This window comes from Pseudomonas sp. Mb7, from assembly GCF_054790525.1.
On the sequence record NZ_CP186501.1, the window covers coordinates 67,159 to 87,802 of the forward strand.

The 20,644-nt window shown below is 57.3% G+C and carries 16 protein-coding genes and 1 other RNA gene; 2 read left to right on the top strand and 15 right to left on the bottom strand.

The genetic code is table 11. The annotated features are described in order from the left end of the window. Positions 1 to 14: 14 nt before the first annotated feature. The 4 genes from rimJ to ACOYXH_RS00285 all read right to left on the bottom strand — a co-directional run bounded on the left by rimJ (position 15) and on the right by ACOYXH_RS00285 (position 3,842). The gene (rimJ, locus tag ACOYXH_RS00270; protein ID WP_460410166.1) at positions 15 to 602 is read right to left on the bottom strand and encodes a ribosomal protein S5-alanine N-acetyltransferase; all 588 of its coding nucleotides are present in this window, start codon (positions 600 to 602) and stop codon (positions 15 to 17) included. 248 nt (positions 603 to 850) lie between these two features. After that, on the bottom strand, positions 851 to 1,216 hold the full coding sequence (locus tag ACOYXH_RS00275) for a DUF6124 family protein (RefSeq protein ID WP_220557669.1): 366 nt from the start codon (positions 1,214 to 1,216) through the stop codon (positions 851 to 853). Between the two features lie 211 nt (positions 1,217 to 1,427). Next, positions 1,428 to 2,834 (bottom strand): DUF2252 domain-containing protein, encoded by a 1,407-nt coding sequence (locus ACOYXH_RS00280; protein WP_460410167.1) that lies wholly within the window; start codon positions 2,832 to 2,834, stop codon positions 1,428 to 1,430. A gap of 84 nt (positions 2,835 to 2,918) precedes the next feature. Then, positions 2,919 to 3,842, bottom strand: coding sequence for a PliI family lysozyme inhibitor of I-type lysozyme (locus tag ACOYXH_RS00285; protein WP_460410168.1), 924 nt, complete (start codon positions 3,840 to 3,842; stop codon positions 2,919 to 2,921). 204 nt (positions 3,843 to 4,046) lie between these two features. On the opposite strand from ACOYXH_RS00285, the gene ACOYXH_RS00290 reads away from it, so the two are divergent. Further along, the gene (locus tag ACOYXH_RS00290; protein WP_460410169.1) at positions 4,047 to 5,087 is read left to right on the top strand and encodes a DMT family transporter; all 1,041 of its coding nucleotides are present in this window, start codon (positions 4,047 to 4,049) and stop codon (positions 5,085 to 5,087) included. 76 nt (positions 5,088 to 5,163) lie between these two features. Continuing rightward, positions 5,164 to 5,790 carry a hypothetical protein gene (locus tag ACOYXH_RS00295; RefSeq protein ID WP_460067089.1) on the top strand — a complete coding sequence of 209 codons (627 nt, stop codon included), beginning with the start codon at positions 5,164 to 5,166 and terminating at the stop codon, positions 5,788 to 5,790. 332 nt (positions 5,791 to 6,122) lie between these two features. Here the strand turns inward: ACOYXH_RS00295 and ACOYXH_RS00300 are convergent, their stop codons facing one another. From ACOYXH_RS00300 to ACOYXH_RS00350, 11 genes are all read right to left on the bottom strand, one after another. Continuing rightward, entirely contained in the window at positions 6,123 to 8,402 is a 2,280-nt protein-coding gene (locus tag ACOYXH_RS00300; RefSeq protein WP_460067091.1) for a restriction endonuclease subunit S, read from the bottom strand. Continuing rightward, positions 8,399 to 9,868 carry a type I restriction-modification system subunit M gene (locus tag ACOYXH_RS00305; protein ID WP_460067094.1) on the bottom strand — a complete coding sequence of 490 codons (1,470 nt, stop codon included), beginning with the start codon at positions 9,866 to 9,868 and terminating at the stop codon, positions 8,399 to 8,401. The genes ACOYXH_RS00300 and ACOYXH_RS00305 overlap by 4 nt, the downstream gene beginning before the upstream one ends. An 88-nt stretch (positions 9,869 to 9,956) precedes the next feature. Beyond that, positions 9,957 to 12,323, bottom strand: a complete 2,367-nt coding sequence (gene hsdR, locus ACOYXH_RS00310; protein WP_460067097.1) for an EcoAI/FtnUII family type I restriction enzme subunit R — start codon at positions 12,321 to 12,323, stop codon at positions 9,957 to 9,959. Between the two features lie 183 nt (positions 12,324 to 12,506). Beyond that, complete coding sequence (locus ACOYXH_RS00315; protein WP_460067099.1) at positions 12,507 to 13,394, bottom strand: hypothetical protein; 888 nt, start codon at positions 13,392 to 13,394, stop codon at positions 12,507 to 12,509. Beyond that, positions 13,394 to 13,711 (bottom strand): hypothetical protein, encoded by a 318-nt coding sequence (locus tag ACOYXH_RS00320; protein ID WP_460067102.1) that lies wholly within the window; start codon positions 13,709 to 13,711, stop codon positions 13,394 to 13,396. The genes ACOYXH_RS00315 and ACOYXH_RS00320 overlap by 1 nt, the downstream gene beginning before the upstream one ends. Positions 13,712 to 13,947: 236 nt before the next feature. Then, positions 13,948 to 14,336, bottom strand: a transfer-messenger RNA (tmRNA) gene (gene ssrA, locus ACOYXH_RS00325). A 96-nt stretch (positions 14,337 to 14,432) separates the two neighbouring features. After that, entirely contained in the window at positions 14,433 to 14,711 is a 279-nt protein-coding gene (locus tag ACOYXH_RS00330; protein ID WP_095049699.1) for a hypothetical protein, read from the bottom strand. Between the two features lie 130 nt (positions 14,712 to 14,841). Next, positions 14,842 to 17,652: an FAD-binding and (Fe-S)-binding domain-containing protein gene (locus ACOYXH_RS00335; RefSeq protein ID WP_460410172.1), complete on the bottom strand. Its 2,811-nt coding sequence runs from the start codon at positions 17,650 to 17,652 to the stop codon at positions 14,842 to 14,844. Next, complete coding sequence (locus ACOYXH_RS00340; protein ID WP_095125366.1) at positions 17,649 to 18,320, bottom strand: LutC/YkgG family protein; 672 nt, start codon at positions 18,318 to 18,320, stop codon at positions 17,649 to 17,651. The genes ACOYXH_RS00335 and ACOYXH_RS00340 overlap by 4 nt, the downstream gene beginning before the upstream one ends. Next, positions 18,320 to 19,774 (bottom strand): LutB/LldF family L-lactate oxidation iron-sulfur protein, encoded by a 1,455-nt coding sequence (locus tag ACOYXH_RS00345; RefSeq protein WP_095049702.1) that lies wholly within the window; start codon positions 19,772 to 19,774, stop codon positions 18,320 to 18,322. The genes ACOYXH_RS00340 and ACOYXH_RS00345 overlap by 1 nt, the downstream gene beginning before the upstream one ends. Beyond that, on the bottom strand, positions 19,771 to 20,595 hold the full coding sequence (locus ACOYXH_RS00350) for a (Fe-S)-binding protein (RefSeq protein WP_258709237.1): 825 nt from the start codon (positions 20,593 to 20,595) through the stop codon (positions 19,771 to 19,773). The genes ACOYXH_RS00345 and ACOYXH_RS00350 overlap by 4 nt, the downstream gene beginning before the upstream one ends. Between the last annotated feature and the right edge of the window lie 49 nt (positions 20,596 to 20,644).

Here is a 20,644-nt window from a genome sequence, read left to right on the forward strand (position 1 = left end):
ACGAATTGTGAAACTCACGCCAAAGGTTTCGACCAGCGCTTTTCCGGTGTTTCGAACCTCGAATTGACCCGCGCCGTCAGCACGTGATCCTGCCAGCGCCCGGCAATGTTCAGATACGCCTTGGCGTAACCCTCGCGCTCGAAGCCCAGGCGCTCAAGCAAGCGCGCACTGCGCTCGTTGCCGGGAATGTAGTTGGCCATTATCCGGTGCAGGTTCTGGGTATCGAACATGTAAGCGATGCCAGCCTCCAGCGCTTCGTGCATCAAGCCCTGTCCCTGTTGGGTCTCATCAATGTGATAACCCAGATAACACGCCTGAAAGGCACCACGAATGATGCCGCTGAAATTGCAGGCGCCGATCATCTGCTGGCCGTCCGGGCTCAGCAGCGCGAAATGCATGGCCAGCCCGGCCTCGAATGCGCTGGCCTGTATTTCAAGGCGTCGGCGAATCTGCACGGTGGAAAAATATTCGGTGGTGCGGATCGGCGACCATGGCGCGAGGTGGCGCTGGTTGCGCTGGTAGAACTCGCTTTCAAGCTCGGCCTGCTCCGGTGCAAGTATCGCGAGCGTTAGGCGTTGGCAGGGCAGGGTCAACAGCGGCATCGGGCGCTCCGGCTTGTGGGATCTGCTCGCAGAGTCGCGCAATCACTGGGGTTACGGCAAGTTGTGACGAATAAGGGGTTTTGTTTCAGGCAAAAAAAAGCCCGCAGGAGCGCGGGCGAACCGTAGTTTCTTGAATGAGCGAGCGGACTGTACAAGGCTTGGCCGCGCAGCTGCAGTGAAGAAAAATTCATCTCGATGGGCGGCTCCAATGCAGTCCGATGCGCAACCGAACGCCGGGGGTTCGCCCTTCAATGGCGGGTTTCAGGCCCGGTAGTGTTCAGCGGTTTCTGCGGATCAAGATTGTCCCGTGCCCGACAAATCAGGATCTCGGCGAGTGCGCTCAATTGCTTCATGGCCACCGCCACATGGCGTTTCGAGCCGTCGAACTCATCGGCAAAAGTTGCGCTGATGGCCGCGAGGGAATCGAGGATCTCACTGGCGTGGGTGAGCAGGGTCAGGGTGTCGACATCGTCGCGCACCCTGATGAGCTGATTGAGCGGGATGCTACGGCGCCGCTTGTGCGCTTCGCTGGTATTCGATGGCGGTTGGGTGCTGGACGTTGGCGCATCGGACGGTGCCGGGCCAACCAGCGAAAGGCGGGGGATTTTCTTCATGACGTAGCTCCGTGGAGTGAACATTCACTGCAATTGCGGCTGCCAAACCGTCCGCTGGATGGCAGTGGTCGTGGAGCGTAACGCCCTGAGGAACTGTGCACCAGTTCATCAAAGTCGACGCGTGTTGCGGGAATTTTCCTAGGACGTTCGATGTGGGAAGTAGGGTGTGGCGACAAAACCAATGGCAGTCGCGGTGATCACGGACGTCATTTCAAGGCAGGTGGTCAGCAGCAAAGTCAGCCTCTGACCGGGCACGCAACTGCCCCTTGCGACACGCCGTCTGGAAGCGTTCGAAATCACGTTCGTTCTGCGCGGTGTAATGTTGCGCGTACTTCAACAGCGCATCCGCCAGCGCATCGCCTTTGCCGATGTAGCCACTGATCTGCGCAGCGAGACCGGAGGCCTTGGCATGTGCTCGAGCGAGGGCGCGGCCGCAAACGCGACCGTAGGCAGCAAAGGTTTCACCGTCGAAGTTTTCCAGTTCGGCAGAGATCTTCATGTCGCGTAATTGCCGCACGTAGAATTGCCGACCGCTGGGGCCGGTCGTCCAGCCCAGAAACAGGTCGCTGGCCGCCTGCATCAGGCGCTGCCCCTCGACCACGCGCTGCCCTTCATGACGCACCCTGGATTTGCTTTTGACGTAGTCGGCGAGCACCGAACGCCGGGCTTCCTTGAATTGCAGGAACAGCGGGAACTCCTGATCGTCCGTCAGCAGCGCCACCAGACAACGCGTGCCGACACTGCCGACGCCCACCACTTTGAACGCCAGATCCTGCACGTGAAACCGCGACAACAACTCGCGGCGGTCGGGTTGCAACGTGCTGCGATACTCGCGCATGAAGGTGTCGAAGAGCGGCCGCCAGTCCGCGAGCCGCAGCCAGTCATCCTCGGCATCCAGCAGCGTGGTGTTTTTGTGCAGGTGAAAAATTTCCGGCAGGTCATCGCGAATGATCAGACGCCCGTGGGTATCGCGCTCGCTGATTTTCGGCAGCAGCTCGGCGTGTGTGCGCCGTTCGGCCTTCTCGATGGCGCGCTCCACATGTTCAAGGGTACTTTTGCGTGCCTGCGCCAGCAGGTCGTTGTAGCTGATCGACTCGTACCAGTTTTCCAGCGTGCTCTGCTCGGCGCACTCCAGAAGCGTGGTCTGATAGGCGCCGACCATTTCACGACACACCTGTTCCTCGACCGACTCACCGTGGCGCAGGTCGCGGGCTGCCACCACGCAACTTGCCGCCAGACGCTTCAGATCCCACTCCCACGGCCCGGGATGTGCTTCGTCGAAATCGTTGACGCTGAACAGCAGATTGCGCTCAGGCGTGGCGAAACCGCCGAAATTCATCAGATGGCTGTCACCACAGATGGGCAAGTTCAGGCCCATGTTCGCCGTGCCCGACAAATCGTGCGCCTGCAACAAGGCATTGCCGCGAAAGAACGTGAACGGCGACACCAGCATGCGCCCGTAACGCAGTTCGACCAGCGACGCGACGCGGCCCTGGCTGGAGGCCTTGATCAACGGAATCGGGTCACGGTTCATCTTGCCGGTGGATGCCTGAGCGCTGCGTGAGCACTGCTTGCGGGCGTCCTTGCCTTGTTGCATGCGGTCTTTGAGTGAGGTCATTGGGCTCGGTCCGGCGGAAGGGGCGCTGTGAGTGTAGAAGCGCTTTTGGGGTTTATCCGTTGGCGTGAGCCCGGTGACGTCAACTCAATACTCCGCCACCTTATCTTCGCGCAAAACCCACCCGGCCTCGCCCGCCATCAACGTGTATTGAACCTGGCGCATCTTCCCCGTGCGGCCTGCGCCTGCGTCAGTGCTGTCATACACCGGGAAGCGCTGCACCAGCGCGTTTTCCACCACTGCAAACGAATCCTCGCCCTGATAGCCTTCGGCGATTTTCGGATTGTCGCTGACCGGCGGCAGGTAGATTTCGCTCAGGGATTTCTTGTTGTTGGCGGAATAGGCGATCAGATCGCCCGGCATGCCGCGTCCGGGCGAGCGGGTAAACACGTAGAGTTCGGGGGAGCCGTCGTTATTGAGGTCAGCAACCTCGGCACGCACGACCTCACCGGTGAGCGCCCGGCTGATGACCGCGTTATCGATCTCCAGACCTTTGGGGGTGATGCGCAGCGTCGGTTTGCCATCGACCTGTTCGGTGCTGGCGTGAAAGGCAATGCCCTGCAATTCCAGCGTCTGCTCGAATGGCTGTCTCCCGCTGGTGGCGTCGCCATTGACCCGTCTCAGAGACAGCTCGTAGTTGGCCACTTCGTTGAGCCGTGCGGCATTGCGCATGAGATAGACCTGAACGATGTACTCGCCGTCGGCCGGCAATGTTCCGAGGAAATGATTGCCCATGATCGAACCGTTGAACAGCGCGTAATCCGCGCCCTTGGCGGTGATGTTGAAGTAAGCGGAGGTGTTGGACGGTTTGAAATCGACGGTGAGCAACTGGCCGGCCTTGGCGTTGAATCTGTACTCCGCCGTCTGGTCGCCCTTGATCGACTGTTTGCGCTGAACACTGTCGGCGCTGGTTGGGAAATCGATCGGTTCGACGCGCACAGCGCCAGTATCTGCTGCGAGGACCGGCAGAGAAATCAGTGCGGCCAACGCGGCGGCAATCCAGGTTTTCATCTTCAACTCCATTGCATCTCGATGTACGCAGCATAGAGGCTGCGTCGAGCAGGCACCCAGTGATTACGCGGTTTATATGTTGCTGGATTTGAGCGCGTGCTTGAGGTGATGTTTCTGACACGAATCAGCTGTTCACATAATTCTCACCTCAGTTTTGCCATGATCATTACCGGTATTCCATCGGCCCGAGCGAGTGATCCCGTCATGAATGTGAGCGTTCTCTACGCTTTGGTTGCGGCAGCATTGTTTGGCGCCAGCACGCCACTCGCCAAGCTGTTGGGGGTACAGATTTCACCGATTCTATTGGCCGGTTTGCTCTATCTGGGCAGCGGTCTGGGTTTGGCCGTCCTGCGTTTCGCCCGCGATCGAGGCTGGCAGCGTTCCGGACTGGGCACAGGCGAATGGCCGTGGCTGGTCGGAGCGATTGGCTTCGGCGGTGTGCTGGCGCCAGTGGCATTGATGTTCGGTTTGACCAGAACGTCCGGCGCGAGCGCGTCACTGATGCTCAATCTGGAATCAGTGCTCACGGCACTGCTGGCCTGGGTCGTGTTCAAGGAAAACGCTGATCGACGAATCGTGATCGGCATGCTCGCCATCGTGGCCGGCGGTGTCGTGTTGTCATGGCCGCAAGAGGCCATGTCGGCGCAGGACTGGACAGGCCCGCTGGCCGTCGCCTTCGCCTGCTTTTGCTGGGCCATCGACAATAACCTCACGCGGAAAGTCTCTGCCTCGGACGCACTGTTCATCGCCGGCAGCAAAGGCCTGGTCGCCGGTCTGGTCAACTGCGGCCTGGCCTTGCTCATCGGCACGCAAATGCCTGCGGCCACCACGCTGGTGCCCATCCTGCTGGTCGGATTTCTCGGCTACGGCGTCAGCCTGGTGATGTTCGTCCTCGCCCTGCGCGGGCTGGGCAGTGCACGCACCGGCGCATACTTTTCCACCGCACCGTTTCTGGGCGCAGCGATCTCGATTCTGCTGCTGGGCGAGTCGGTATCGCTGATGTTCCTGCTCGCAGCAGCGTTAATGGCCGTGGGGGTGTGGATTCATCTGATGGAGAACCATATTCATGAGCATCAGCACGAACGGCTCGAGCATGATCATCGCCATACCCACGACGAGCATCACCAGCATACGCACGGGGCTGACTGGGATGGAACGGAGCCGCACAGTCATCCGCATGTGCATACGCCGATGCGTCACCGGCATGCGCATTTTCCGGATGTGCATCATCGGCATGAGCATTGATTGAATGTCTGAAGTCTGGTGATTGATATCATTGTGATATCATTTTTTGTCTTCAGTCTTTCATTCGAGTCATTCCATGAAACCCTTTTTCCTGCTGCCCCTTGTCACCCTGTTTTCTGCTTTCAGCGTTGCCGCTGCACCCTCACCGGTGGCGTTGTTTGCCGCTTGTGACGATCACTCACTGGCCGTTGTGCAATCACCTTTGATCAAGGATCTGGTGCCAAGCACCGTCGAAAATGGCCAGATCAGATTGTCCGGCGGCACCAAGAGCGACATGGGGCAGCGCTGGATGTTTGCCAAACCGGTCGAGATCGATGGCATGTCGTTGACCGGCTTTTACGCCGAAGACATGGATCTGATGGGCACGCGCATCATCAGTTGGGGCTTCTACGCCAAGCAGACGCCGAACGAACTCCACACTCAACTGGAAAAAGCGGGCGGCCCACGCCTGGACATGTCGCAGGGACTCTACGCTCGCGCGGAAATCTGGTCCCATGGCAAATCCAGCTGGCAGCCGGAAGATCCTGCTGCCACTGCCGGTAAGCTGGTGGTCGACAGTGCTGAGCGGGTGTTCTTGATCGAACCGGCTCCGGAAGAGCTGAGCGGTGGGAGTAAGGGGATGTTTACTTGCTCGATTCAAGGCAAGGTTAATGAGGCGATGCTTAAGTCTAGTCGTCCGGATTTGGTTAGTGTTGCTCGTTGATTGTTAAGGAATGCGGGTATGGAAAAGGACGACATTAGGTCGTCCTTTTTCGTAGCGTTTTCGAGGTAGTCGAGCCTGATCAATTGCAGACTACGGTCTTGCGTGCCCGGTTTGGCTTATGCCCTGATGCGACAAAGCCCGCACTTGGCGGGCTTTGTCGTTGAGAGGTGGTGGGCCGGGGTAATCTGAACTGAGTTGTTAGGTATTTGATTTAATTGATTAATATGAATTTATATTTTTCTTTGGAATACCAGCTGGAATACCGCGAGAAGTAGGAGTAAGCCGCATGCTTCGTATCCGTATCTTGCAGAGCACGGCTAAAAGGCTTCTGTTTACTCGAAACCGGGCAAGCTGAGCATGCCGCCTGTGGTGCGTTTGCCAAAGCCGGTGGGTATTAGGATTTTGTGCTTTTTCATCTCTGCGAGTATCGCCAACCATTCGGTTTTGCCAAAGCGCAGCTTGGTGTCGTTCCAGCTATGCATGACTTCGTCCACGATGGCGTCATCGGAAACCGGGCGGCCTTCGAGAATAAAGTCGTTCCAGGCGGCATAGAGCGTCACAGTCATTTCGCAACGATCTGTATCCCAGTCCCGCATTAGCTCGATGATCTGCTCAATGGTGGCGCGCTCAGCGGCCGACCAGGTGCTGCTATAGGCCTGCCGATGCTGTCCTGCTTGGGAAAGTGGGCGGTAAGCATGGCCAACAGTCTCGCGCTCGATGCGCTCATACCACTGATGGTCTTCCATTTCGCCTTCGACCTTATTCATCAACTGGCGATCGTGGGGGCCAGCGGCGTCGCGCAGGTAGGTACCATGGATAGCGGTGAGTCTGGCCGTGTGTTCGGCCAAGTAAATCACCTTCTGCAGCTTGCGTTGGCCGAAGGTGCGTTGCGTATGTAGCTGATGAGTGATTTGTGCGGCGAGCAGGGTGCGGGCTGCTTGCCGATCCGTGGCAATGGGGGACCGTTGGCCGTCTTCGGCAATGGCTCGTCCGATCAAGGTACTGCTCAACTGTTCGTTCAGTTTACGGGCCTGGGTTAGACGGGTTTTGATTTGGTCGCAGAGGGCCATTAGTTGATCGACTTTGGCAACGATGCGTTGTTGTTCGGCAAGAGGAGGTAAGTAAACAACATGCGACCACAGCTTTTCCGAGATCAGCTTGCAGGTGCCATGACTCGAACGATCTACAAGCCCAACCATTGTCGCCTTGGCGGCCTGTAGGTACATCAACAGATAGTCGCTGAGTTCTTGTGGGGGCACCAATGCTTTCATGTCTTGGTTGATTGTTACTTCCCGAGCGGTGAGTGCTACAGGGAAGGAGTGCACCAAGATCATACCCCGGACAACCATAAGTAGACTTCTGGGAGGGATTGTTTTCAGCGAGGTTTCCGCTAAGGCTCGCGCTGAAACGTGGTCTTCAGAGTCTTGGATCACAGAACGTTTCATATCCTTTGGGGAGACCCAGGGAATATCACCGTTCCAGAACTCTACATTGGCTTTGTTAGGTGTTGAACCGCCAAGAATTTTGCCCAGATTCCCTAGTGGAACCTCGGCCCATCCTTGTAGTGTGTGGGGTTGGCCTTTGATGCCGTTGCGCTGTAACAAGCGTGCTACAGGTTCGTCATCGGGCTCCTGCGACACCAGCTTGCCCATCACTGCCAGTTGCAGCAGGGTTTGTTTGAGGATGTCGATGTTGGGTTCGGTGGTGAACAGGGTGTGGAAGTGTTCGGTCAGGCGATCCCAGTTGGTGGCGAATTCGGTGGCGTCTCTGGCTTGGGTCAGGTTACCTAGTAGCGCGTGCACCAGTTGGCCGTGGGCGCTTTCGGCGTCGGCCTGCTGGGCTTCCAAGCGGTCGCACAGGACCATCAGTTCATCGACTTTGGCGACGATGCGGTGTTGTTCGGCGAGGGGTGGAAGAGGGAGAATTGAATCCGCTATCCGATGAAGAGCAAGCTTCGGTTGAGCCAATTGGTTTGTGCTGTCTGAAAACTGGCGTTGAGCGAACTGGCTATTCAGTGTTCGCTGCAACCAGCGCCTATCAATTTTTTGGAAAACTATTTTTGCCGCATTCTCAGTAAGGTTCATACCATCGAAGTGGTCGGGCACCATGCCCACGTCGCCGATAGTACCTGCGATAGTTATGTAAAGATCATCCTTCGATATGGTGTATTGCTTAATGGCACCTTGAGTCACTTCATCAATATATTTGAGACTCTGATCAATAATGGTACCGCCCTTCATATTGGTAACTTGGATGTACACATGCGGAGTTATTTCAGGTGCAAAGGTTGCACCTGCAGGTAAGCGCTTACCACCTTTTATCTGACTGAGGCTGCCAAGGCGTACCCACTCCCACCCTAGAGGTAGGCAGAATTGCTGTTCTGCCTCATCGATTACATCTAGCGACTTTTGCTTCTTAATTTTCCCCTCAGCTACCAATCGCTCCTTTTCCTCGGCAATACGCTTGAGCAACTCACTGGCCGGTTCATCAATCGGATCTTGCGGCACCAACTTTCCGCGTACCGCCAGTTCCAGAATCAGCTCACGCAGCTTCTTAATGCCACTCGGCGCGCCAGCCAGCAACGGCAAGTTATCGGTGAGCAACGCCGTCATACCTGGCGCTCCAGGGCTTCGGCCAGCACCGCCTTGAGCTGATCACGCAGATCGCTGATCTCGCCTTGTAGGCTGGCGTAATTGCGCAGCAGCTCGTCCGGGTCGTGGCTGATCTGTTCGCTGATATGCGGGTTTTTGCAGTCCAGGTTCCAGTTGCGCACTTGCAGTTCTTCGAAGCTGACCTGCCAAGCGAATTCATTCTCCACCCGCGTGGCAAAGCCATCGCCCTCGTTGCCCCACCAGGCTTGTTCCAGGGCGAATTCTTCAATGCGCATGGGGCGGGTCTTCGAGTAGTTCTTAACGCCTGCCGGGTACTGGTGTTCGTAGAACCACACCTGTTTGGTCGGTATGCCTTTGGTAAAGAACAGCAGGTTGGTCTTGATACCGGTGTATGGGTTGAACACGCCGTTGGGCAAGCGAACTATGGTGTGCAGGTTGCACTCGGTCAGCAGCTTTTCCTTGATCCGGCTTTTGATACCTTCGCCAAACAAGAAGCCATCGGGCAGTACCACAGCGGCGCGGCCACCGTCTTTGAGCAACTGCATGATCAGCACCAAAAACAGGTCGGCGGTTTCGCGAGTGCGGAAGGCAGCAGGGAAGTTGGTTTCGATGCCATCTTCTTCCATGCCGCCGAACGGCGGGTTGGCAACGATGCAGTGCACGCGCTCACTCGGCCCCCAGCTGATCAGCGGTTTGCTCAGGGTGTTGTCGTGGCGAATCTGGTTGGGCACCTCGATGCCGTGCAGGATCATATTGGTGGTGGCCAGCAGGTGCGGTAGCGGCTTTTTCTCCACGCCGAAAATGCTGGTCTGCAGGGTGCGTTCGTCTTCGGCGGTTTTTACATAGCGGCTGCGTTTGTGTTCGATGGCGCAGGTGAGGAAGCCGCCTGTTCCGCAGGCCGGATCCATGACCTTCTCGTCCAGCTTGGGGTCGACCATGCGCACCATAAATTCAGTGACTGGGCGCGGGGTGTAGAACTCGCCGGCGTTACCCGCGTTCTGCAGGTCTCGCAGCAGTTGCTCGTAGAGATTGCCGAACTCGTGGCGCTCCTGGGCCTTGTTGAAGTCCACGCCTTCCTGAATCTTATTGATCACCTGGCGCAACAACTGCCCGGACTTCATGTAGTTATAGGCGTCTTCAAACACGCTGCGTACCACATAGGCCGAAGGCGTGTTGCTGTACTCATTCAGGTTCTGCAACTGGGGAAACAGGTTGTTGTCGATAAAGCCCTTCAGCGCATCGCCAGTCATGCCTTCCGGATTAGCGGCCCAGGTACGCCAGCGGCAACTGTCGGGAATGGGCGAGCGGTAGTTGTCGTCCATCAGCTCCCATTCCAGCTCGCGGTCATCGAAGATTTTCAGGAACAGCAGCCAAACCAACTGGCCGATACGCTGGGCGTCGCCGTCTACGCCAACGTCTTTGCGCATGATGTCCTGGATGGACTTGATGGTGGAGCTAATGGACATTAAGTTCTCTCAACGCGTACCGCAAGGGGGGCGAAATTCTACCGGATAGTGGGGACGACGGCTTTGGCATGTCGTCGGCGCTTAGCCCTTAGCTTGCGTAAAGTTCGTCTTCCAGTTCGTGGATAGCTTTGTTGTAGCCAGCCTTGCCGCCAAAGGCTTTGACCAGCTCGATGGGCGCACCGAACTGGCTGAAAGGGTCAAGCTGAAGGATTTTGATGTCCTCGATATGCTCGATGCCGGTATCGGCGTATTTATCCAGCAAGGCCTCCAGCACCTGGCGAGCGGCGCCAGAATACTTGGCGAAATAGTTGCGCTTTTTCACCTGTTCCGCCCGCTCGCGGCGTGATAGGGCAGGCTGATCGAAGGCGACGTGGCAGATCAGATCGAACGGATCGAGCGGCTTGCCCTGTTTCTTTTCTACTTCTTCGGCCAAGGCTTCCCACATCACGCCCTGGACGGCCATCTCCTCGATGATGACTTTCTTCTGCTCGGAATTACTCCAGCGTCGGAGGAAGTCATCCAGCGAGGCGAACTGCTTTTGTACGCAGGTACGGGTGTAGTCGTGCAGCGATTCGGTGATTAGTCGGCCATCCGGGCCGTAGTACTGCACGCGCTCGGCGACGACGTAAATCGGGACGGTATCGATTACGTACTTAATGCGTTTTTTGCCATCATCCTCGCCGGTGAATTCCAGGTCATCGCTCTCGTTATTGTTGCCTGCGCTGATGCCGTCTTCATCGGCAAGTGGATCGTCCGGCGGTACGGGCGAGTCATTGGCATCGGGGGCGTAGATCACCACCGGGTCACCGTCGAAGGCCGGGTCGGCAAAAAGCTCAGTGGCCTTTTTGAAGTCCATGATGGTGAACCAGTACTTGCCGTAGTCCTCGTTGATGCGAGTGCCGCGACCGATGATTTGCTTGAACTCGGTCATCGATTTGATGTGCTGGTCGAGCACGATCAGCTTGCAGGTCTGAGCATCGACGCCGGTGGTCATCAGCTTGCTGGTGGTGGCAATGACTGGGTAGCGCTCCTCCGGGTTTATGAAGTTATCCAGCTCGGCCTTGCCTTCCTGGTCGTCGCCGGTGATGCGCATGACGTACTTGCGATTCTCGGCCACACGTTCAGGGTTAAGGTTGACCAGGGCTTGGCGCATGCGCTCGGCGTGGTTGATGTCGTCGCAGAAGACGATGGTTTTCTGAAACGGGTCAGTGGCCTTGAGCAGTTCGGTGACCTTCTGCGCCACCAGTTGGGTGCGCGCCTCGATAACCAAGGTGCGGTCCATATCCTTGAGGTTGTAGATGCGATCTTCGATCAGTTCGCCATTCTTATCGAGCATGCCTTTGGGGGGGCGCCAGCCTTGTAGGTCTTTATCGAAGTCGATGCGCACCACTTTGTAGGGGGCGAGAAAGCCGTCTTCGATGCCTTGCTTCAAGGTGTAGCTGTAAATCGGCTCGCCGAAGTAAGTGATGCTGGATACTTCTTTGGTTTCCTTTGGTGTGGCGGTAAGGCCGACATGGGTGGCGCTGGAGAAATAATCGAGGATTTCACGCCAGGCGGAATCCTCGGAGGCGCTGCCACGGTGACATTCGTCGATCACGATCAGGTCGAAGAAGTCGCGGGAGAACTGCTTGTAGATGTTCATCTCTTCATCAGTGCCGGTGACGGCCTGATAGAGCGACAGGTAGATTTCGTAGGAGGTATCGATCTGGCGTTTGGCGATTTTGGTCATCGCCTGGCCGAAGGGCTTGAAGTCGTTGTTTTTGGTCTGGTCGACCAGGATGTTGCGGTCGGCCAGAAACAGGATGCGTTTCTTCTGTTTCGATTTCCACAGCCGCCAGATGATTTGGAAGGCCGTGTAGGTCTTGCCGGTGCCCGTAGCCATCACCAGCAGGATACGGTCTTGACCGCGCGCCACAGCCTCGACGGTGCGGTTGATGGCATTCATCTGGTAATAGCGCGGCATGCGCCCGGAGCCGTCGTCGTAGTAGGGCGCTTCGATCTTGTGCTGGGCTGTAGTATCCAGCCCCTTCCACTGGCAATAGCGGTGCCAGAGTTCGGCAGGGCTAGGGAATTGATCAAGGGTGAGTTCGGTTTCTACTTGGCCGCCTGTGCCACTGCGGTCGTGAAACAAGAAGCCATCGCCATTGCTGGAGAACACGAACGGTACGTCCAGCGCCTCTGCATAGCCCAAGGCTTGCTGCATGCCGGAGCCAACGGAGTGCTTGTTGTCCTTCGCCTCGATTACAGCGATAGGCAGGTTGGCCTGGTGGTAGAGGATGAAGTCTGCGCGGCGTGCTTCTCCACGGCTGTGAAGTTTGCCTCGGACGATAATGCGGCCTTTGGTAAAGCTGACTTCCTCGCGCACCTGCTTGTGCATGTCCCATCCAGCTTGTTGAACGGCTGGGGCGATGTATTTGCTGCAGATGTCCCGCTCGGAATGCGACTTTTTGTCCATAACCCCAATTTCCTTTCAAGCCGGCCTGGTCGCTCCATTCCGGCACTGCTGATCGTGCTTGATGGGCGTAAATGTACCTTGTTTGATGATGGCACGGGGGAAGATCAGACTTTGGTGGCTGAAGCTGTAGGTCAGATGAGTTGAGGCAATAACAAGGCGCATGTTTCGCGTTGTCCGAATCCTTTATCTAGGATCGTTTACTGCGGCGGGCTGAAGATGGCTAGGGTGAATAGGACCGCAAGCAAATCGTTGGTATTGAATTAACTTTCGTCGGCGTACATCGCCAATTTGGTGGAGCATGTTCGGTCGTTCCCGATCCGTGTAGGTAGCTGGATACAGCGCCGGATCATAGGGAATGGCGTCCAGCACGTCGATTCCATACTCGACATAAACACGCTTGCCGAGCGGTGTCAGGGCCAAAGCCTTAATTCGGCGGATATGTTCTGATATGGCTCGGTATCCATCATGTACAAGCAGGTCGCGCAGGTAATGGTTCGAGGCGCGAAGTGCGATCTTCACCCGCACGGATTCCCTGTGCCGCCGATCCTGCCAGTAAGCAAATAGGTTGAACAGGCGAGACTTTAGGCATGTGATGGGGTCGATGACGGCGACTTGCACGCCTTCGATATCCAGAACGGATAAGTACTTGAAAATCTCTTTTTTGGGCGCGCCCCCGACGCTGTCCATTTCGAGGATATCGACGATGACCTCTTTACCGTCAACCCAGTCAATGTACGCGGCGGCAATATTTATTGTGTTGTCTTCCATCTTCGCTTTGCGAAAAGGGACGCCCATCATGCGGGAGCAATAATCAACAGAGTTGGGTTTGCCGATAAAGTCCAAGTCATCGCTGGTGACGAATCCGACATCCTCGCCTGTCATTTCGTCGATGAGGTATTGCCGGGCCCAAAGCGTAAGCGATTGCCCGCCAACGATCACAAGACCGTAATCGGTGACAGCTGATTGAATTGAGGGGCGGTAGACGCGCTGAATTAGATCGAGCAGGAAAGCGAAGAGCTCTGAACGTTCAAGTAGGGCGAACGGAGCGTCTTCGTCTACCGTTTCGGGCATCAGTTGCTTAGCGCAGAGAATCGTTGTGGGCGAGCGATTGAAGCTGAGTTGCCACGAAGGGCGGCTTTGGCGCGGGCAGCAGCCATTTCAAGCATCTGAGGATCAGCAGCATAGACAGCATCAACCTGGCGGTCACGTGAGCTGCTTTTAAGGCTCATCATTTCCGCAAAGCTAAGGTCATTTGAATGCTGGTGGCCGCTGATCATGGCAAAAATACCCATAAGGGTGAAAATATACTTGGGTTTGAGACTAGCATATTCAGTTGGCGCATTTACAGGTGAAGGGCTGTAAACGCAGAGTGTCCTGACGAAATGCATGCTAATCATGCCGTCTAGGCGCAGGGCCGGCAAAGCCGGCCCTGCGCCTAGACGGCAGCTTAACGAAATAGACGGGACGCTATTAACAGAGATAATCATTTGTCAAGCAGAATGTCAATATGGTGGGCGAAACCACTGGATGGGCTGAGTATGTCGCTCCTAGCAATCTTATGACGAGCGTTTTTCTGAATTTCAGGCACAAAAAAAGACGTCCTAGGACGTCTTTTTTATAGAGTTGGTGGAGCCGGGGGGATTTGAACCCCCGTCCGCCAGTACTCCGCTGTCGGTACTACATGCGTAGCCGTTTCTATTAAGTTAACCCTCAGCGACCCGAAGGGCAGGGTGCTTTGGGCGAGTTGTGTAAGTTTTAGCCGCTTCGTCCACAACGTACTGCACGGCGATTCTGTTCTATATGACAATCATTTTGGGTTTACAGACATCCCCTGATGATTGCTGGACCCGAAGGTACCAGGAGCATTGTCAGCTGCAATTAAGCAGCGAGAGCAACACCGTATTGGTCGTCATTGGCAACTATAAGTAGTTGCAACAGTGGATTTACGACTTCTGTTACCAAGTCGGCATGCACCTAAAGTTTCGCAACCGGCGTCGAATCCTAAACGGCCCCGAACTCATTGCTCAGTACATCTGTTTGAGCAACAAGCGTGTGCAGTGTACGCCAATCGGCCCACAAGGCCAACCCGAAGGTTGGCCGGGACGCTGATCAGTTGTTGGTACCGGTGGACTTGCGCAATTCCACGATGGTTTGCGACGTTTCCGCAATGCAATCGTCGATTTTGCCTTGAGCCTTGAGCGCCTCGGCCTTGCTCACACTGGCGTTAGCACGCTGACTCAGTTCCGGGTTCGCTGACAGCTGGCCCTTGGCATTGTTGATGGTCTGAATATTGGCATCACACAGGTCAGCAGGCTTGCCGTCAGCAAACGAAGTGGACGCCATCATCGATGCAGTAACGAACAGACCTAACAGTACAGAACGTTTCATGTGTATCTCCTTGAACCGAGTGGGTCCAGACTTCGCTGGCCGTCAGGACGGGCAACCGTATGGAAGAAAAACCCCGATCAGCCGGGGTTATTCTGTGGACTACAGTCGAACTCAAGGGTTCTATTTTTCTTCAACAGGCCTTCGCCCGGGTCACGCGATCCACCAGATAGACCAGTCCGTGGTAGTCAATTCCGCCATGTTGCGTCAGACCGATCTCACAAGTTCGACTGGTGGAAATCCCCTCGCTGCAATGCTGCACCGCGTCCTTGAGCGTGCGCAGCGAATGGCTGTTCAGCTCCGGCGTGGTGAAGCCTTTGTCCCCGGCAAACCCACAGCAATGAATGCCTTCCGGGATCACCACGTTGTTGCTGCACTTGCGCGCCAGATCGATCAACGCCTGGCTTTCGCCCAGATGCTGCGTGCTGCAGGTCACGTGTACGGCAATCGGTGCCTCTTGCGGGGTGAAGTCGAGTCGATCAAGAAGGTGCGTACGGATGAAGCGCACCGGATCGTACAGATCAAGACGAACATCACCGACATCCTGCACCAGGCGCAACGTGCACGGACTGGTGTCGCAGTAGATCGGATCGAGTCCGCCGCGACTCGCATGCAGCAGTGCGCTGATCAACTCTTGGCGTTTGTGTTCGGCCTGTTCGGCGTAGCCTTTTGAGGCGAAGGGCTGGCCGCAGCAGAGATTGTCCTGATTGTCCGGGAAGACCACTTGGTAGCCGGCCTTCTCCAGCAAGCCACGGGTTTTGTCGTAGAGCGACATTTGCTCTTTGTCACCCGCCGCCGGGCCCATCACTCGCGACACACACGCGGCCAGATAGACAACGCGCGGGCGCTCGTCCGACACGCTGGGGCTGAAGCGAATGGCTTTCTCCGGTTGCGGCATCGCATTCGTCCACAACGGCACCTGACCTTTGGACAGGCGCGTAATGGTTGCCGAAAGTTTCGCCAGACGCGGCGCGCCGAGCATCATTCGTGCGCCGTTGGCCACATGCAGGGTGAAGCGTGCGCCTTGCAGGGTCTTGGCGAAATTTCCTTCGATCCAGTCAGCGGTTTTCTGATGCGTCGCGTGTCGGGCTCGGAGTTTTTTCACCAGCTCACCGGTATTGATGCCTACAGGGCAACGTTGCGCGCACAGACCAGTGGCGGCGCAGGTTTCGATGCCTTGGTACTCGTAGGCTTTTTCCAGTTCGGTGGTGTCGACACCTGCACGTTTTTTCGCCTGAATATCGCGCCAGATGACAATGCGCTGGCGCGGGCTGAGGGTCAGGCCTTTTGACGGGCAGACAGGTTCGCAGAAGCCGCACTCTATGCACTTATCGACAATCTCATCCGCCGCCGGCAGCGGCTTCAGGTGCTTGAGGTGGATCTGCGGATCTTCGCTGAGCACCACGTCGGGATTGAGAATGCTATTCGGGTCGAGCAGACGTTTGAGCTGCCACATCAACTGATAGGCGTCGCTGCCCCATTCCAGTTCCACGAACGGCGCCATGTTGCGACCGGTGCCGTGTTCGGCTTTCAGCGAGCCGCCGAATTCCACTGCGACCAGTTGCGCGACGTCATCCATGAACGCTTGATAGCGTGCGACTTCTTCCGGGTTGTTGAAGCCTTGGGTGAAGACAAAGTGCAGATTGCCTTCCAGTGCGTGTCCGAAAAGGATCGCTTCGTCGTAGGCATGTTTGTCGAACAACTCGATCAAGCGATTGACGCCGATCGCCAGTTGTTCGACCGGGAAGGTCACGTCTTCGATGATCACCGTGGTGCCGGTTTTGCGCACTGCGCCTACGGCGGGGAAGGTGTCCTTGCGGATCGCCCAGAGCTTGGCGTTCTCGGCAGGGTCTTCGGTAAAGTCGACCTGCTTCTCCACTGGGAAGTCGCTGAGCGACGCCATGATCTGCCCCAGCTGCTCCTGCAGCAAAGTGGAAGATGCGGCGCGGGATTCGATCAGCAGTGCGCAGGCATTGTTCGACAGCTGTTGTACGAAAGCAGGCATGCCCGGTTTGTCTTGCACCGAGCGCAGGCTACGCCGATCGAGCAGCTCTACGGCGGACACCGGTTGGCTTTTCAACACGGTGACCGCGTTGCAGCAAGTCTCCACATCCGGGAACACGATCAGTGCCGACGCCTTGTTCGGATGATCGATCACGGTGTCGTAAGTCACCGCGCTGATGAAGCCGAGGGTGCCTTCGGAACCGACCAGCAAGTGGCTCAAGATATCCACAGGCTCATCGAAATCCACCAAGGCGTTGAGTGACAGGCCGGTGGTATTTTTCAGACGGTATTTGTGGCGGATTCGTGCAGCCAGTTCGGCGTTGGCGCGGGTCTCGCGGCCCAATGTCGCCAAGCGTTCGAGCAGATCGCCGTGGCTTACGCGGAATGCCGCGACACTTGTAGCGTCTTCGGTATCCAGGCGCGTGCCATCGGCCAGCACCAGGCGAATCCCGGCCAGCGTGTGGTAGGTGTTTTGCGCGGTGCCGCAGCACATGCCGCTGGCATTGTTAGCGACGATGCCGCCGATTTTGCAGGCGTTGATCGACGCCGGATCCGGGCCGATCTTGCGCCCGAACGGTGCCAGCCATGCGTTGGCCTGTGCGCCGATCACCCCGGGTTGCAGGCGTATTTGCGTGCCTTGGCCGCGAATCTCGCGAGCGTTCCAGTTATCCCCAAGCACGATCAAAACGGAATCGCTGATCGCCTGACCGGAAAGGCTGGTGCCCGCCGCACGGAAGGTCACTGGAACATGGTCGCGCTGAGCCAGTTTTAGCAGCGCCACCACTTCATCTTCGGACTCGACGCGGATTACCAGTTGCGGGATCAGTCGATAAAAACTGGCATCCGTACCAAAGGCCAGAGTCGATAACGGATCATCAAAACGGCGCTCGGCCGGAATCAGTTGTTGCGCATCACGCAGGAAATTCACCGGAAGCGTCATTGGTCCTCCAGGATCAGCACCACGAGGTCTTTCGGGCCGTGGGCGCCGTAAGCCAGCACTTGCTCAATGTCAGCGGTTTTCGACGGGCCGGACACCAGCAACGCATTGGTCGGCATGCCCTGGGCCCACGCGAATTCCTCTTGCACCTGATAGAAGTTGTCACGGATTTCGCTGGCCTTGAGCAGGGCGAAATGCACCGGCGGGACCAGGCTCATCAAACGCGGTTCTTCGCGGGTTGGCCAGAGGATCAGGCTGCCGGTGGCGGCGATTGCACCGAGGGTGCCGGTGAGGCTGGCCGGGGTGTCGTTGAACAGTTCGGCTTTCCACTCTTCCATTGGCCGGTCGTAGGATTTCAGTGTCGGCAGATCAGGATTGTTCGCCCAATGCTGTGTGATTTTCTGCCCGTGCGCTGTCGTCGGTGCGATCAACAGACTCGGCAACTGGCGGTCGCGCAACAATTGCGCAAGCAGTGCCGGCCATTCTGCGTCGGAGGTCAGGTGGATTTCGGTGTGCACCGCTTCCATCAATTTGCGCAGTTGCGGGATGCGTTGTTCGGCGCTGTAGGTGTAAGGCTGCGTCACCAGATCGACATCGAAGTTGTCGGCAATCGGTGTGGCGCCAGTCAGACTTTTCCGCAGTTTGCCGAGGATATTTTGCTTGGCGCTCATCAGCGGTCTCCCTGTTTGGCCAGATGCTCGCGGGCCATGTCGTGCAGTGAGCGGGCAGCGGGTTTCGGCGCGCTGTGATTTTGTGTCCATGGGCCGACATTGCTCGGGGTCAGGGCACGCAGGCGCGTGGCGAAGAAGCCGAACAATCGATACAAGGTCGGCGAGCTGTTGAGCTTGGCCCAGGCGTTCCAGATGAAACGTTCCTTGCGCGAATACTTGCTGCCCTGACCGCGCATCACTTGATTCGGGCTGTCCGGGGCTTTGACGTTCTCTTCGCGCAGGCGCCGCAGGATTGCCGGGATCGGAATTTTTACTGGGCACACTTCACCGCAGGCACCGCACAGCGACGAAGCGCTCGGGTGATCGGGGACTTTGGCCAGACCGACCATGTGCGGGGTGATGATTTTGCCGATCGGTCCCGGGTACACCTCGCCATAGGTGTGGCCACCGACGCGGGTGTAGACCGGGCAATGGTTCATGCAGGCGCCGCAGCGGATGCAGTTCAAGGTCTGACGCAGTTCACTGTCGGCGAAGGCCTGACTGCGCCCGTTGTCGAGCAGCACCAGGTGCACTTCCTGCGGGCCGTCGAGTTCGTGCTCCTTGCGCGGGCCGGAGATCATGTTGACGTAGGTGGTGATCGGAATGCCCAGCGCCGAGCGCGTCAGCAGTGACAGCAGCGGCACCACGTCACGCAGGTTTTCCACGACTTTTTCGATGCCGGTGACGGCGATGTGCACCGGCGGCACGGTGGTGGTCATGCGGCCGTTGCCTTCGTTTTCCACCAGCAGCAGGGTGCCGGTTTCGGCGACGGCGAAGTTGACACCGGAGACGCCGATGTCCGCTTCGAAGAATTTCTGCCGCAGGACTCTGCGACCGATCTGAATGAGTTGGTCAACGTCCTTGGTGTATTCCACGCCAAGTTTGTCGTGGAACAAGGACGCGACCTGACCGGCATTCTTGTGGATCGCCGGCATAATGATGTGTGAAGGCTTCTCGTGGTCGAGCTGGACGATGTATTCCCCCATATCGGACTCCAGACATTCAATGTCCCGAGCCTCGAGGAAATGGTTCATCTCCATCTCTTCGCTGACCATCGATTTGCCCTTGATCACTTGCCGCGCCTCGTGAGCGCGGATGATCGATAAGACGATGCCATTGGCCTCGTCCACCGTTTCCGCCCAGTGCACTGTCACACCGTTGCGGGTCAGGTTCTGTTCCAGTTGCTCGAGCAGGTCGGGCAACTTGGACAGCGCGCGGGCCTTGATCGAATTGCCCAGTGCGCGCAAATGTTCTCTTTCGTGGGCATCGCTGAAAGCGGCTGCCCGCTTGGCCATCAGTGAGTCCATGGCAGTACGGAAGTTGTTCCGCAGTTGCTGATCACCCAGAGCATTGTGTGCCCGGGTGCGGAAATCTTCTTCTACGGCGACCGTAGGAATAATCGCGGAAGTGCTCATTGCGCACCTCCGGTTCGTTGCCACAGAAAGCTGGCGAGATGTTGCCCGCGTAGCGCTTCTTTTTGTTTCTCCAATGCGCCGTTGATGTTCATCAAACAGCCACAGTCGGCGCTCAACACCTTGTGCGCGCCTGAATCCTTCAGCGCTTGGGTCTTGTCAGCCACCATCGCGCCGGAAATGTCTGGCATACGGACGCTGAATGTCCCACCGAAGCCACAGCATTCGCTTTCGTGGTCATGGTTGACCCGTTCCACGTTGCTCAACTGCGCCAACAACTCGCGGCCGTGCAGGTGGGTGTTCATTTCGCGGCGTGCCGAACACGAAGTGTGCAGCGCGACTTTGACCGGTTCACCGCTGTCCTTGAGTTGCACCTTGCAGACGAACAGCAGAAATTCGGCCAGTTCATAGGTGCGGGCCGCGAGGGCCAGAACCTGTTTCAACGTCTCCGGTTCGTCCTTGAACAAGTCGGCGTAATGCTCGCGCAGCATGCCAGCGCAGGAACCCGACGGCACCACCACCGGATAATCCCCGGCAAACAGCGCCAGTTGCGAGCGCGCTACCGTCCGCGCCTGCTCGGTGTAACCCGAGGTGTAGGCCGGTTGGCCGCAGCAACTTTGCCCTTGCGGATACTCGACCCGGATCCCTTCGCGCTCCAGCAAGTGGATCGCGTCCATCCCGGCTTCGGGGTAGAACAGGTCGACCACACACGTGCCGAACAGGTAGACCCGCGACGGTTTCTCGCTGGGGTATTGCCGAGGTTCGGGCAGTGGCGGTGCCACGCGGGTCGCGTTTGGCACAGCGTTGTAAAAAAGCTCGCTCATCAGGCGTGTCTCCGGGTGGGCCCGGTTATCCGTCTGTGCGGCTGCTGAA